This is a genomic window from Aeromicrobium sp. (genome assembly GCF_047607065.1).
Taxonomy (GTDB): Bacteria; Actinomycetota; Actinomycetes; order Propionibacteriales; family Nocardioidaceae; genus Aeromicrobium.
Map to the genome: position 1 here is coordinate 38,037 of NZ_JASGDU010000025.1, position 13,538 is coordinate 51,574.

At 71.8% G+C, this 13,538-nt stretch carries 13 protein-coding genes; 2 read left to right on the plus strand and 11 right to left on the minus strand.

Annotated elements, in window-relative coordinates; genetic code table 11:
- Window positions 1-70: 70 nt before the first annotated feature.
- The 3 genes from topA to QM597_RS03880 form a co-directional block, all read right to left on the minus strand.
- Window positions 71-2,758 (minus strand): type I DNA topoisomerase, encoded by a 2,688-nt coding sequence (gene topA / locus QM597_RS03870; protein ID WP_415003550.1) that lies wholly within the window; start codon window positions 2,756-2,758, stop codon window positions 71-73.
- Window positions 2,759-2,891: 133 nt separating this feature from the next.
- Window positions 2,892-4,370: a methyltransferase gene (locus tag QM597_RS03875; protein WP_415003551.1), complete on the minus strand. Its 1,479-nt coding sequence runs from the start codon at window positions 4,368-4,370 to the stop codon at window positions 2,892-2,894.
- Complete coding sequence (locus QM597_RS03880; RefSeq protein ID WP_415003552.1) at window positions 4,367-4,708, minus strand: STAS domain-containing protein; 342 nt, start codon at window positions 4,706-4,708, stop codon at window positions 4,367-4,369. Before QM597_RS03880 ends, QM597_RS03875 begins: the two co-directional genes overlap by 4 nt.
- Before the next feature lie 91 nt (window positions 4,709-4,799).
- On the opposite strand from QM597_RS03880, the gene QM597_RS03885 reads away from it, so the two are divergent.
- Window positions 4,800-7,115 carry a DEAD/DEAH box helicase gene (locus QM597_RS03885; protein ID WP_415003553.1) on the plus strand — a complete coding sequence of 772 codons (2,316 nt, stop codon included), beginning with the start codon at window positions 4,800-4,802 and terminating at the stop codon, window positions 7,113-7,115.
- Here QM597_RS03885 and QM597_RS03890 read toward each other — a convergent pair.
- The 8 genes from QM597_RS03890 to ssd all read right to left on the minus strand — a co-directional run bounded on the left by QM597_RS03890 (window position 7,094) and on the right by ssd (window position 12,335).
- Entirely contained in the window at window positions 7,094-7,465 is a 372-nt protein-coding gene (locus tag QM597_RS03890) for an Rv3654c family TadE-like protein (RefSeq protein WP_415003554.1), read from the minus strand. The two genes, QM597_RS03885 and QM597_RS03890, sit on opposite strands and share 22 nt — an antisense overlap.
- Window positions 7,462-7,836, minus strand: a complete 375-nt coding sequence (locus QM597_RS03895; protein WP_415003555.1) for a TadE family type IV pilus minor pilin — start codon at window positions 7,834-7,836, stop codon at window positions 7,462-7,464. Before QM597_RS03895 ends, QM597_RS03890 begins: the two co-directional genes overlap by 4 nt.
- Window positions 7,824-8,045, minus strand: coding sequence for a DUF4244 domain-containing protein (locus QM597_RS03900; RefSeq protein WP_415003556.1), 222 nt, complete (start codon window positions 8,043-8,045; stop codon window positions 7,824-7,826). Before QM597_RS03900 ends, QM597_RS03895 begins: the two co-directional genes overlap by 13 nt.
- An 87-nt stretch (window positions 8,046-8,132) precedes the next feature.
- Window positions 8,133-8,498: a DUF4244 domain-containing protein gene (locus QM597_RS03905; protein WP_415003557.1), complete on the minus strand. Its 366-nt coding sequence runs from the start codon at window positions 8,496-8,498 to the stop codon at window positions 8,133-8,135.
- Between the two features lie 102 nt (window positions 8,499-8,600).
- Entirely contained in the window at window positions 8,601-9,302 is a 702-nt protein-coding gene (locus QM597_RS03910) for a type II secretion system F family protein (protein ID WP_415003558.1), read from the minus strand.
- Window positions 9,299-10,111 carry a type II secretion system F family protein gene (locus QM597_RS03915; protein ID WP_415003559.1) on the minus strand — a complete coding sequence of 271 codons (813 nt, stop codon included), beginning with the start codon at window positions 10,109-10,111 and terminating at the stop codon, window positions 9,299-9,301. The genes QM597_RS03910 and QM597_RS03915 overlap by 4 nt, the downstream gene beginning before the upstream one ends.
- Entirely contained in the window at window positions 10,111-11,283 is a 1,173-nt protein-coding gene (locus QM597_RS03920; RefSeq protein ID WP_415003592.1) for a TadA family conjugal transfer-associated ATPase, read from the minus strand. Before QM597_RS03920 ends, QM597_RS03915 begins: the two co-directional genes overlap by 1 nt.
- Window positions 11,283-12,335, minus strand: a complete 1,053-nt coding sequence (ssd, locus tag QM597_RS03925; protein WP_415003560.1) for a septum site-determining protein Ssd — start codon at window positions 12,333-12,335, stop codon at window positions 11,283-11,285. Before ssd ends, QM597_RS03920 begins: the two co-directional genes overlap by 1 nt.
- A gap of 148 nt (window positions 12,336-12,483) precedes the next feature.
- On the opposite strand from ssd, the gene QM597_RS03930 reads away from it, so the two are divergent.
- Complete coding sequence (locus QM597_RS03930) at window positions 12,484-13,305, plus strand: HAD family hydrolase (RefSeq protein ID WP_415003561.1); 822 nt, start codon at window positions 12,484-12,486, stop codon at window positions 13,303-13,305.
- Window positions 13,306-13,538: the final 233 nt, after the last annotated feature.

Genomic DNA, 13,538 nt, shown 5'->3' on the forward strand with positions numbered 1-13,538 from the left:
GTTCCTCGCGGCACCTCAGGGACCGGATTCCGCCCACCTGCGGAATCCCCAGGCCGCAGAGCGGAGTCCCTCAGGCAGAGGTCTTCTTCGCGGCGGTCTTCTTGGTTGCCGTCTTCTTCGCCGCCGTCTTCTTCGCGGGGGCCTTCTTCGCCGCCTTCTTGGCGGTCTTCTTCGCCGGGGCCTTGGCACGGCGCTCGGCCAGCAGCTCCTGGGCACGCTCGGGGGTGATCGTTTCCGGATCGTCGGCCTTGCGCAGGCTCGCGTTGTGCTCGCCGTCGGTCACGTACGGACCGAAGCGACCGTCCTTGAGCACGATCGGCTTGCCGCTGACCGGATCGTCGCCGAGCTCCTTGAGGGGCGCGGCGGCGGCGCGGCGGCCGTAGGTCTTCGGCTGGGCGTAGATCGCGCGCGCCTCGGCCTCGGTGATGGTCAGCAGCTGCTCCTCGGACTCGAGGGAACGCGAGTCGCTGCCCTTCTTCAGATAGGGGCCGTAACGGCCGTTCTGCGCGGTGATCTCCTCGCCGTCCTCGCCCGTGCCGACGACGCGCGGCAGCGTCAACAGCCGTGCGGCGTCATCGAGCGTGATCGCCTCCAGGCTCATCGACTTGAACAGGCTCGCGGTGCGCGGCTTGGCCGACTTCGGGGCGTCCTCGGGCAGCTTCTCCTGCACGTACGGGCCGAAACGGCCGTTGCGCGCGATGACGTCGAGACCGGTCTCGGGATGCTGACCGAGCGCCCGCTCCTGCCCCGCCGGGTTCTTCAACAGCTCGCGGGCGGCCTCAAGGGTCAGCTCATCCGGCGGCAGATCTTCGGGGATGTTGGCGCGCGTGGGCACCTCGGTGCCGTCATCGCCGGGAACCATCGGCGGGCCTTCGACATAGGGGCCGTAACGCCCCACCCGGACCGCGACGCCCTCACCGAGGTCGAAGGTCGACAGGCTGCGGGCGTCGATGTCGGGCAGGTTCTCGACCAGCCGCTTCAGGCCCGTGTCCTCGGCACCCTCGCCGGCCCAGAAGCCTTGCAGCACCGCGACTCGCTCCTCGCGGCCGTGGGCGACCTCGTCGAGCACGTCCTCCAGCTGCGCCGTGAACGAATAGTCGACAAGTCGACTGAAGTGCTGCTCCATGAGCCGCACGACGCTGAACGCGATCCAGGCCGGCACCAGCGCGGTGCCCTTCTTGTAGACGTAGCCGCGGTTCTGGATGGTGTTGATGATCGAGGCGTAGGTCGACGGGCGACCGATCTCGCGGTCCTCCAACTCCTTGATGAGGCTCGCCTCGGTGTAGCGCGCCGGCGGCTTGGTCTGGTGGCCGCTCGGCGTCAGCTCGTGGGCCAGCACCGTGTCGCCCTCGGCCAGGTTCGGCAGCTTGGTCTGCTGGTCGTCGCCCTGAGCCTGGGGGTCCTCGTGCGTCTCGACGTACGCCTTGAGGAAGCCGTGGAAGGTGATCGTGCGGCCCGAGGCGGTGAACTCGACGGCCTGGCCGGTGGCGGCCTCGCCGGCCAGCTTGATCGACAGCTGCTCGCCCTGGGCGTCCTTCATCTGCGAGGCGATGGTCCGCTTCCAGACGAGCTCGTACAACTTGGCCTCGTCGCCGGACAGGCCCGCAGCGGCCGGGGTGCGGAACTGCTCGCCCGCCGGACGGATCGCCTCGTGCGCCTCCTGGGCGTTCTTGACCTTGCCGGTGTACACGCGCGGCTTGTCGGGCAGGAAGGCCGCGCCGTACAGCTCGGCGACCTGGGCGCGGGCGGCGGTGATCGCCGTCTGGCTCAGCGTGACCGAGTCGGTACGCATATAGGTGATGAAGCCGCCCTCGTAGAGCCGCTGGGCGACCTGCATCGTGCGGGCCGCGCCCCAGCCGAACTTGCGGGACGCCTCCTGCTGCATCGTCGTGGTGCGGAACGGCGCGTACGGCTTGCGGGTGTACGGCTTGGCCTCCACCGAGCCGACCGTCAGGCTCCGCCCGCGCAGGCCCTCGGCGAGCGCGGTCACCGCAACCTCATCGAGAGCGACGACCTCGGCGTTCTTGAGCTGACCGTCGGGACCGAAGGCCGCACCGGTCGCGATCTTGCGGCCGTCGACGGTCACCAGACGAGCGGGGAAGAACTGCGGATCGTACTTCGCGGTGGCGTCGAAGGTCGCGTCGAGATCCCAGTAGGAGGCCGAGCGGAAGGCCATGCGCTCACGCTCGCGCTCGACCACCAGGCGGGTCGCGACCGACTGCACGCGCCCCGCGGACAGGCCGCTCATCACCTTCTTCCACAGGACCGGGCTGACCTCGTAGCCGTAGAGGCGGTCGAGGATGCGGCGGGTCTCCTGGGCGTCGACGAGGTCCATGTCGACGTCGCGCGGGTTGGCGATCGCGCGCTGGATCGCCTCTTTGGTGATCTCGTTGAAGACGATGCGCTTGACCGGGACGTTCGGCTTCAGCTCGTCGAGCAGGTGCCACGCAATCGCCTCGCCCTCGCGGTCCTCATCGGTCGCGAGGACGAGTTCGTCGGCGTCCTTGAGGAGCTTCTTGAGCTTGGCGATCTGCGACTTCTTATCCGGGGCGACGACGTAGACCGGCTCGAAGCCGTTCTCGATGTCGACGCCCAGGCGCGCCCACGGCTGGCCCTTGTATTTGGCCGGAACCTGGTCGGCACCCTGCGGGAGGTCGCGGATGTGGCCGACGGAGGAGTCCACGACGTAGCCGTCTCCGAGATAGCCCGCAATGCTGCGGACCTTGTTCGGCGACTCGACGATCACGAGGCTGGTCACGGTTGATTCCTCCCTAGACGCCGGACTGAACGCAACCCGGCGGGCACACCGTAGCGCGTCTCGTCAACCACCGGGCAACTTCCGGTCGCCCGGCGTGCCCCAAATCACGGTGCCCACACCATCAGTCAAGAGGTCAAGGAAGCAGGAAGCCGTCGGCGGCGAGGTCGGTGACGGCGGGGGCGTACTGCGCGCGGACGGCGGCGGCATCGAGGTCGAGCAGGTGGGCCAAGGCATCGAGGATCTGCCCGGCGGTCAGATCCCCGTCGCTGGCCGAGAGCAGGCCCGCCTCTACTGTGTCGACGGTGCGCTCGCGCCGCAGGCCCTGAGTCAGGCGCACGCTGATCGTGGCCGGGTCCTCCGCCCCCACCGGGCCGGCCTCAATCTGCACCGCATCGGGCCGGGTGCGCCAGGCCCGGTCCAACGGATCGCCGGCGGACAGGGCATCGACACCCTCGGCCCACGCCTGCACGTCAGCACCGACCGGACCGGCCACCGGGCCGCCGTACTCCTCGATCCGCACCGAGGGAGTCACCCGCTCCGCCCGGCACAGATTGATCCAGCCGAAGCCCATCGAGCCGATGCCCTGCGCGGCGAACCAGCCCAGCCAGCGGTCGTACGCCTCGGCATAGCCCGGCCCGCCGCGATGCCCGGAGTCGGCCAGCCACATCTCGGTATAGGCCGCGAGGTCGACCTCCTCGCGCTCGACGACCCATGCATCCAGACCGGTCGGCTCGATCCACGCGGCCAGCCGCTCCCGCCACGAACCGTCGGCCGGATGAATCCACGCCGCGAGCAGCTGACACAAGCCGCCCTCGGTCAGCTGGCCGGACGCGCCCTCCACCAGCCGCCGCACCACGTCGTCCCCGGCGAATCCGGTCTCGCGGTACACCAGCCGCTCCCCCTCGGGCGGCGACACGACGAAGGGCGGATTGGACGCGATCAGGTCGAACCGCTCACCTGCCACCGGCTCGTACAGGCTCCCCTCGCGCACGTCGACGGCGACACCGTTGAGGGCCGCCGTCAGCCGCGCCATGTCCAGGGCGCGCGCGTTGACGTCGGTAGCGACGACGGCCCCGCTGTGCTGTGCCAGGTGCAGCGCCTGCACCCCGCAGCCGGTACCCAGGTCGAGCGTGCGGCCCGCCGGGCGGCGCACCACCAGCCGCGCCAGGGAGGACGACGCCTCGCTGATGCCGAGCACGTGCTCCGGCCCCACCTCGACCGGTCCGGCGTCCAGGCCCGGGGTCAGATCGCACACGACCCACCAGTCGTGCTCCTCATCGCCGTAGGGACGCAGGTCCACGAGCGCCCGGACCTCCCCGCCGTCGGCGGCCAGCAGGCCGGCGCACGTGAGCGGTTCGACCAAGCCGGGCAGCGCGGAGTCGACGGCGGCACGCGGAACCGGGCGCTGCAGCGTGAACAACCGGATCAGCACCGCCAGGGGTGAATCCGCCTCACGGGTCACGCGGTCTGCAGGCGTGGTCTCGTTGCGGCCGAGGGCGGCGTGCGCTTCGGCACCCAGCAGCGCGTAGACCGCACCAGCGGTGAAGTCGGCCGACCGCAGAGCTGCGGCGAGGCGTCGGACCGTCGCGGCGTCTGTTGTCAGCGCGCTCACGTGTGCGCGGCAACCGCGCCGTCAACGCTGTCGTGTAGGCCGAACACCTTGTCCAGGCCGGTGATCTGGAAGATCTTGAGCAGCCGCTCGTTGGTGCACACGATGTCGAAGGTCCCGTGATCGGCCCGGACCCGCTTGAGCGCCCCGACCAGCACGCCCAGACCGGTCGAGTCGAGGAACTCCACCCGCTCGATATCGACGATCAGGCGCAACTTGCCCGCGTCGATGGCGGTCACGATGGCCTCGCGCAGACGCGGCGCGGTGTAGACGTCGACCTCGCCCTCGACCTGCACCACCTCGAACGGCGGCAGCGACCGGGTCTCGACCGTGAGTTCCATTTATTCCCCTCCTGTTCGCGCCATTCTGGCACGCTTCGGTCCGCCCCACTGGGGAAGACGAACAGGTCCCACAGTCTGGGAAAATCCCTCCGTGCACCCCGACGACCTCCTGGCGCGCTACGGCGAACGGCTCACGCACCTCGAGCGCCAGCCGGCCCGCGAGGCGGTCGTCGAGCCGTGGCCCGACTGGGTTCCGCCCGGCGTGCGGGCCGCCTTCGCGGGGCAGGGGGCCACCCACCTGTGGGCGCATCAGCGCGAGGCACTCGATCACGTCCACGCCCGCCGGAACGTCATCGTCACGACCGGGACCGCCTCGGGCAAGTCGCTGGCGTTCCAGGTGCCGGCACTCACCGCACTCGACGCCGGTCGCGGCGGAGCGGCGCTGCAGGGCGGCCGGATGCCGTCGGTGCTCTACCTCGCGCCGACCAAGGCACTCGCCGCCGACCAGCTGCGCCGGGTCCGCGAACTCGATCCCGGCGTCCGCGCAGCCACCGTCGACGGCGACAACAGCCGCGAGGAGCGCCAGTGGGCGCGCGAGCACGCCTCCTGGGTCCTCACCAACCCCGACACCCTCCACCACGCGATCCTGCCGGGACATCAGCGCTGGTCACGACTGCTGCGCGGGCTGAACCTGATCGTCATCGACGAGTGTCACCACTATCGCGGCGTCTTCGGTGCCCACGTCGCGCTCATCCTGCGCCGGTTGCTGCGCCTGTGCGAACACGTCGGGGCCGACCCGGTGGTGATCTGTTCCTCGGCGACCGTGGCCGACCCGGAGGCGTTCGCCCGGCGGCTCACCGGCCTGGACGCGATCGCCGTCACCGAAGACGCCTCGCCCTGCGGGGAGCGCACCGTCGCCCTGTGGGAGCCGCCGCCTCTGACCTCCGACCAGCCGGCCGCCTCGGGTGCCCGCCGCTCGGCCTCGCACGAGGCCGCCGACCTGATCGCCGATCTCGCCGTGGCCGGCGTGCAGAGCGTCTGCTTCGTGCGCTCCCGGCGCGGTGCCGAGCACGTGACCGAGCGCGCCCAGTGTCGCCTGCACGAAATCGACCCGGAGTTGTCGGGCCGCGTCGCCACCTACCGTGGTGGCTACCTGCCCGAGGAGCGCCGGGCGCTGGAGGTCCGGCTGCGCTCCCGAGACCTGCTCGCGCTGACCTCGACCTCGGCGCTCGAACTCGGCATCGACGTCTCCGGCCTGGACGCCGTCGTCACCGTGGGCTTTCCCGGCACACGGGCCTCGCTCGTCCAGCAGTGGGGACGTGCCGGGCGCGGCCGCGAGTCGACGGCGCTCGGCGTCCTCATCGCCCGGCCCGATCCGATCGACACCTATCTCGTCCACCATCCGGAAGCCGTCTTCGACGCCCCCGTCGAGACGAGCGTCTTCACGACCGACAACCCCTACGTGCTCGGACCCCATCTGGCTGCTGCCGCGCAGGAGTTACCGCTGACCGAGGCCGAACTAGAACCCCGCTTCGGACCGCGCGCCCGCAGCGGCGTCGAGGCCCTGACCGAAGCCGGCTGGCTGCGGCGGCGGCCCGCGGGCTGGTTCTGGACACGCCGCGAGCAGGCGGCCGACCTCGCCGACCTGCGCGGCGGAAGCGGACGGCAGGTGCAGATCGTCGACAGCACGACGGGACGGCTCGTCGGCACCGCCGACGCCGGATCGGCCGACGCCACCGTTCACGAAGACGCCGTATACGTCCACCAGGGCAACGCCTACGTCGTCGAGGAGTACCGGCCCGACGAGGCCATCGCCCTCGTACGGCGCGACGATCCGGGATGGAGCACCCAGGCCCGTTCCTCGACGCGGGTCGACATCGTCGACGTCGCCCGCAGCAGCGACTGGGGCGAGGCCGCCGTCTCGACCGGCATCGTCGACGTGACGACCCAGGTGACCTCCTACCTGCGCCGCGACAATCACGGCGGCGGAACCCTCGGCGAGGAGCCGCTGGACCTGCCCGAACGGAGCCTGCGCACCAGCGCCGTCTGGTGGACGCTGCCGCCGGAGCAGGTCCGCGAACACCTCGCCGAGGGGGTCGACGTGCCCGGTGCCGCCCATGCGGCCGAGCACGCCTCCATCGGACTGCTGCCGCTGTTGGCGACCTGCGACCGATGGGACCTCGGGGGCCTGTCGACCTCCCTGCACGCCGACACCGGGCACCTGACCGTCTTCGTCCACGATGCTCATCCCGGCGGGGCGGGATTCGCCGAGCACGGGTACACGGTGGCGGCGACCTGGCTGCGTTTCACCCGCGACACCATCGCCGCCTGCCCCTGCACGGGCGGCTGCCCGGCCTGCGTGCAGTCGCCGAAGTGCGGCAACGGCAACGAACCCCTCGACAAGGCCGGCGCGGTCGGCCTGCTCGACCTGGTGCTGCGCGAGGCTCACGATCCGGGGTCCACGTAACTCGACGGGGCGGCTCGCGCGCTCTGCCGCGAACGCCACCCCCACGACCACCACCGGGGCGCGCGCACCTCGGCCGTGACCGTCGCCACTGCGGCGTCGAGGCGACACGTGACGACCTCGGCACCATTGCGACGGGCGACCTCGCGGGCCGCTGCGCAGCCGTCCTCGCCGGCCTCGACCGCCCGCGACGCGGCCAGTGCCGCGAGATCGGCGGCCGCCGCCGCAGCGTGCTTGCCCCGAACCGCGGCACCGACCTCGATGAGCGCGACCGTCGCCATGACCAGCACCAGGGCCACCGCAACGGCCAGCACCGAGACCGCACCGTCGCTGGGGCGACGCCGGCTGGTCACGGTGCCTCCGCAGCCGCCACCGCCGAAGCGGTCAGCTCGCGGTCGAGCGGTCCGTCGAACCAGTCTCCCGGCAGCGATGAGGTCACCGAGATCGTCACCTCGACCAGGCCGTCGTCGGAGTCGATCTCGACGACCGCATCGGCCGGTGCCTGCTCACGGGCGACCCGCTCGGCGGCGGCTACCGAGTCACCACGCGCCACCATGCGCGCCGCCTCTCGGGCCGCGTCGGTTAGCCGGATCTGCGTGTAGCCGAGCGAGACCGCCCACAGCAGGAGCACCGCCAGCGCGACACCCACCGGGGCGATGGTCGCCAGTTCCGCCGTGGCCATGCCGCACTCGCGGCGGCGACGCGAGGCCATCACAGAGGCCACCGATCGGTCCACGTGGCCGGGTCGATCCCGAAGCCGAGGCCGATCCTGAAAAAGGTTCGCAGCAACTCGTCGAAGACCCCGAGATCGGTCAGCCAGGTCAGCAGACCGCCGATGCCGATGACACCCACGGTGCCGACGGCGAACTCGGTGGTTGCCATACCGCGCTCACTGCGGGCCGTCTCGGGGACATCTTGTTCGTGCATGTTCATAGAAAGGCTCCTTTGCCTTGCAGGAATGGGTGGGGCCGGGACGCGCGAGGCGCCCCGGCCCCGAAGGGATGACCGTTCGCGCCACGCTCAGAACAGGTTGAGCGACGGGATCTTCTCGAAGATGTCGCGGAGGAGGTTGCCGAACCACTCGCTCTGGGCGATCTGCACGAGCAGGCCGCCGATGCCGCACGCACCGACGGTGCCGACGGCGTACTCGGAGGTGCTCATACCGCGCTCGTCACGGGAGCGGCGGCTGCGGGAGGGGAGATGCATCATCATCGTTGTCCTTTCGGAGAGGGGATGTAACACCGAGAAGATGTGATTTTCTGCGGCCGATTTGCTCTCGATCTGCGGGCCTGTGGAAAGCCCGGTCCGCGCCTTGTGGACAACGCCAGGGGTGCCTCGACAGGGGCACTCGAAGATTGCGCGGAAGGTCCGCAGGGTGAGGCGCATAGGCCGCTTGCAACCGGAGCCGCGAAGCCTACGGTGGGGCCATTTCGAGGCTCGCAAGCTCGCACCTCAATGACCGGAGGCACGTATCTGCCGGTGCGGCGCTCAGCCGAAGAAGACCTCGCGGACCAGGCCCAGCAGGGTCGGCACGATGCCGATGAGGAAAAAGGCGGGCAGGAAGCACAGGCCGAGTGGCGCGGCAGTGGCCACCCCGCCGGAGCGCCCCCGGCGGGTCAGCACGGCCTGTCGGCGCTGCCGCAGGTCATCGGCCACCTGGGCGACCACGGCCGCCGGAGCGGCCCCCGATCTGCCCGCACGCACGACCGCGCGGCCGAGCGGTGCCAGTTCCGGGTGACTCGACGCCTCACGCCACACCTGCGCGGGATCGGCAGCCGTCGCCAACCGGGCCGCCATCGCCTGCAGCGCCTCGCCCACCGAACCGGAGACCGCACGCCCGGCGGCCGCCACCGCCAGTCCAGGCGGCCTGCCCGCTTCCAGCGCTGCGGCCACCAGGTCGAGCGCCAGCGGCACCTGGGGTCCGATCTCGCCCGCGCGGCGGCCGCCACCGGCATTGACCCGCTCGCGGACGAACGGTGCCGCCACCCCCGCCGCCACCGTCCCCCACGGCCAGCCGATGACGAGGGTGCCCGCCAGGACCAGTCCGCCGGCCACCAACAAGCCGCAGTCCGCCTCGGAACGCTCCGCGCGCGCTGGACCGAACAGCCGGCGCGCCCGCCGCGCCGGGGAGGGCCGCAGCCAGATCGCCACGGCCAGCCCGGCGAACAGGGCCGCGAACGTGGCACTCACGACGCCTCCGCCCGGTCGGCGGTCGCATCGATCCACCGCACTCCGAGGCAGGCCAGGAGCGCCCCGGCGGCGAGGCATAGTGCCCCCGGCAGCGTCGTCGTCACGACCCGCACCGGATCGGATCCCAGGCCGGCACCGAGCAGCAGCCCGAACACCGGGAGAACCGCCAGCAGCCTGCCCGTGGCGCGAGCCGGTTCGAGCGAGGCGCTGACCTCGTCGGACAGCTCGGTCTCGAATCGCTGGGCGCGCGCCACCCGGTCGAGCACCGCTGATAGCGGAGCACCGCACTCCTCGCTCACCTGCCAGGCGGCGGCCACCGCAGCCAGTCCCGCACAACCGGGTGCCCGTGCGACCGACCTCAGCACCTCGGGCACGTCGCCTCCGGCCGCCGCCGCGCGGGCCGCCGGAACCACCAGGTCGAGGTCGGCCGCGACGGTGGCCAGGCCCTGATGGGGCAGCACCCCCGCGCGCAACTCGGCCGCCAGCACGTCGACAATCTCGGCCACCTCGCGGTGACAGCGCCGCGCCTGGGTCCGGCGGTGCGACCGGCGCACCTGGCTGACGGAGAAGGCCGCCACGGCCGCTCCCGTGGCCACCACGATCAACGCGGCGACGCCCTCGACCAGGCGCAAGGCCACCGGCAGCACCGGAGCAACGGCCAGCGCGACGACCAGCAGGGGCCAGCGGATCGTGCCGCAGGGGCCGCCGAGCCGGTGCCTCACGAGCCAGGCCGGCTCCGGGCGGAGCAGCGTCACCCAGCATCCTGCGGCGAGCGACGCCCACGCCGCCCACGGCACCGCCGCGAGCATCAGACGGCCCTTCTACGGCCGAGCACCGCCCGCAGGACCTCGTGTCCCGGACCAGAGCGAACACCCCGCAGGCCATCGAAGGTCACCGCCGGGACGCACTCGACCACCCCCGACGGCCCCACCCGCAGCACACCCAGGTGATCGACCGCCCGGCGACCATCCGGGCCACGACCGAGGTGGATCACTGCGTCGAGGCCGGCGGCGAGCTGGGCGTGGACGGCCTCGCGCGGCAGCCCCGCCGACAGCGCCAGGGCCTCGAAACGCGCGGGCACGTCGGCGGCGGAGTTCGCGTGAATCGTGCCGCAGCCGCCCTCGTGACCGGTGTTGAGCGCCGCCAGCAGGTCGACCACCTCCGCACCGCGCACCTCCCCGACCACCAGCCGGTCCGGACGCATGCGCAACGCCTGGCGGACCAGGTCGCGCAGTGTCACCTCGCCGCGTCCCTCGACATTGGCCGGCCGCGACTCCAGCGCGACGACGTGCGCATGATCGGGCCGCAACTCGGCGGCGTCCTCGACCACGACCAGCCGCTCGTCGACGGGCACCTCGGCCAGCAGCGCCGACAGCAGCGTGGTCTTGCCCGTCCCGGTGCCGCCGGAGATGACGAACGCGGCGCGCGAGGCGAGCAGGCCGCGCAGCACCTCGGCCCCGTCCGGCCCGAGCGCCCCGGCCGCGATCAGGTCGTCCAGGCTGAAGGAGCGCCGCGACGGCACTCGCAGGCTGATGACCGTACCGGGATGCGCGATGGGTGCCAGTACGGCGTGCAGCCGGGTGCCGTCGGGCAGCCGCGCGTCGACCCACGGACTCGCGTCGTCCAGGCGCCGACCGGCCAGCGAAGCCAGCCGCTGCGCGAGCCGCCGCACCTCGTCATCGCCGCCGAAGCCCACCGGCACCGGCTCCAGGCCCTGCCCTCGGTCGACATAGACGCCTCGCGTGCCGTTGACGAGGACATCGGTCACACCCGGTTCGACCAGCAGCGGCTCCAACGGACCGGCACCGGCAGTGTCCCGGCGCACCTGATCGACCACGGCGAGCACGGTCTCCGGCCCGAAGACCCCCGGTTCGGCACGCATCACCCGTGCCACGTTGTCGGCCGTGGGCGCGGCGGCCTCCGCAGCGAGCCGGCGGCGCACCCGGTCCACGAGGTCGGAGGCGACGGCCTGTGCCGGAATCACCGGGCACCGTCCAGGCCGAGCAGCCGCAACACCGGCGTCGCGGCCCGGCGTACCTCGCGCAAGCTGCCCATACCGCGTCCCAGCCCCAGGTCACGCCGCAGGCCGGGCCGGTGCCGCAGCCGCCCGACGACCGGAACCGGCAGATGCGTGGCGATCGACGTCCGTCCCAGGCCGCCCGGCACGCCGCGCGCCAAGGCGACGACCGTGCCGGTGACCCCGCGCAGGTGCGCCACCATCTGCTGCCCCGCGGCAATCCCTCGGACATCCTCGGGCACGACGACCACCGTGACCTCCGCACGCGCCGCAGCAGCCAGCGCCACCGGATCGCGGGGCACGTCGAGGACCACCAGGTCGCTCGCCCGGCGCATGACCGGTACGACCGCATCGGCGTCACGGCAACTCATCGGCGCGGACCTCTCTCCAGTCAGGAAGCGCACGCCGTCATGGCTCGGCAGCACCTCGGCCAGCGCGCCCGCAGGCAACCGGCCGCCGCCGAGGTCGAGGGTGTCCCAGCGCGCCCCTTCGGCCTGCTCGGCACCCAGCACCAGATCGAGGCCGCCGATCGGATCGAGGTCGCAGACGACCGTCCGCCATCGGCGATGCGCCGCCGCGCGGGCGATGCCGGTCGCCAGGGTCGTGGCACCGACGCCGCCGACCGCACCCACGACGGCCACGACACACGCTTCGTCACGGCCGTCCTGCGCCCGGGCCAGCACCTCCATGACCTCGCGTTGCGCCTGCTCGTCATGCGGTCGGCACACCAGCTCGGCCCCCAGCGCCACGGCCACCCGCCAGGCGTCGTCGGCGGCCTCGCCCAGTCCCAGGCCGGGGTCGAGGAGCAGCACATGGGGCCGACGCGGCACCCCGACGTCGACCAGGAGCCGTGCCATCGCGGTGTCGACCACCACGACCGGAGCGTCGGGCCACCGGCGCCGGACCTCGGCCAGCGAATCGGCCGGCTCGGCGGCCGCGCCCAGCGCCGCCGCCCATCGGGTCACTGATTCTCTCGTCTCGGCGGCCGAGGCCGCCACGACCACTGCGGTATGCATACCCCCCAGCCGACCGCAGAGGCACCGGTCCGCGCCAGGGCAGTTCCGCAGCCTGTGGACAACGACCGGCGGCATCCGCGCGAATCTGTGGACAACCCGATCCGGTCCCTGCGGTGCGGCGAGGTTCGCGAACCCTATGCTGGACGGCATGGACCGGACGGCCGGTTGCCGCGAGGCGGCATTCTTCGACCTCGACAAGACGATCATCGCCAAGTCGAGCACGCTGGCCTTCAGCCGCCCGTTCTTCGCCGAGGGCCTACTGAGCCGCCGCGCCGTGCTGCGCAGCGCGTACGCGCAGTTCATGTTCGCCGTCAGCGGTGCCGATCACGACCAGCTCGAGAAGATGCGCGCCTACCTGACTCGCATGGTCACCGGCTGGGACGTCGCCACGGTGCGCCAGGCGGTCGCCGAGACGCTGCACGCGATCATCGACCCGCTCGTGTACGACGAGGCGGTCGAGCTCATCGCCGAGCACCGGGCAGCCGGGCGCGACATCGTCATCGTGTCGGCCTCGGGGTCGGAGGTGGTCGAACCCATCGGAGCACTCCTCGGCGCGGACGTCGTCATCGCCACGACCCTCGCCATCGAAGACGGCCGCTACACCGGCGAGATCGAGCGGTACGCCTACGGCCCGCACAAGGCCGAGGCCATGTCCGAGCTGGCCGCCGAGCGCGGCTACGACCTGGCCGCGAGTTACGCCTACTCCGACTCGGCCACGGACCTGCCGATGCTGGAGGTCGTCGGGCATCCCTTCTGCGTCAACCCCGACAAGGCCCTGCGCAAGGCGGCCGAGGAGAAGGACTGGCCGGTGCTGAACTTCCACCGCCCCGTCGCGCTGGCCTCACCGCTGCGGCTCGATACCCCGGTGGGCAAGGTAGTGCTCGCGGCTGCGGTGGCGGGTGCCGTCGCTGGAGCCGCCGCTGCGGCGCTGTACGTCACCGGCCGCCGGGTCCGTTCTGCCTCGCTCTGAAAACCGGTGAACTTTCTTCTCCCAACCCCTTGTGTGAGGCAGGTCACCGGGTGCATGGTGAGAGCAACAACTTCACAGACGGCCCAGCATCCGGTACCCACGCGGCGATCACCCGTCCCACAGGGCAGTTGCTCTCGGATGATCTGCGAGATCCTATGACTCGCGGACCGAGACGACAACGACGACGAAGTGCACGCTTGGTAGCCAGACACGCTGGACCCCGACGGCACCAC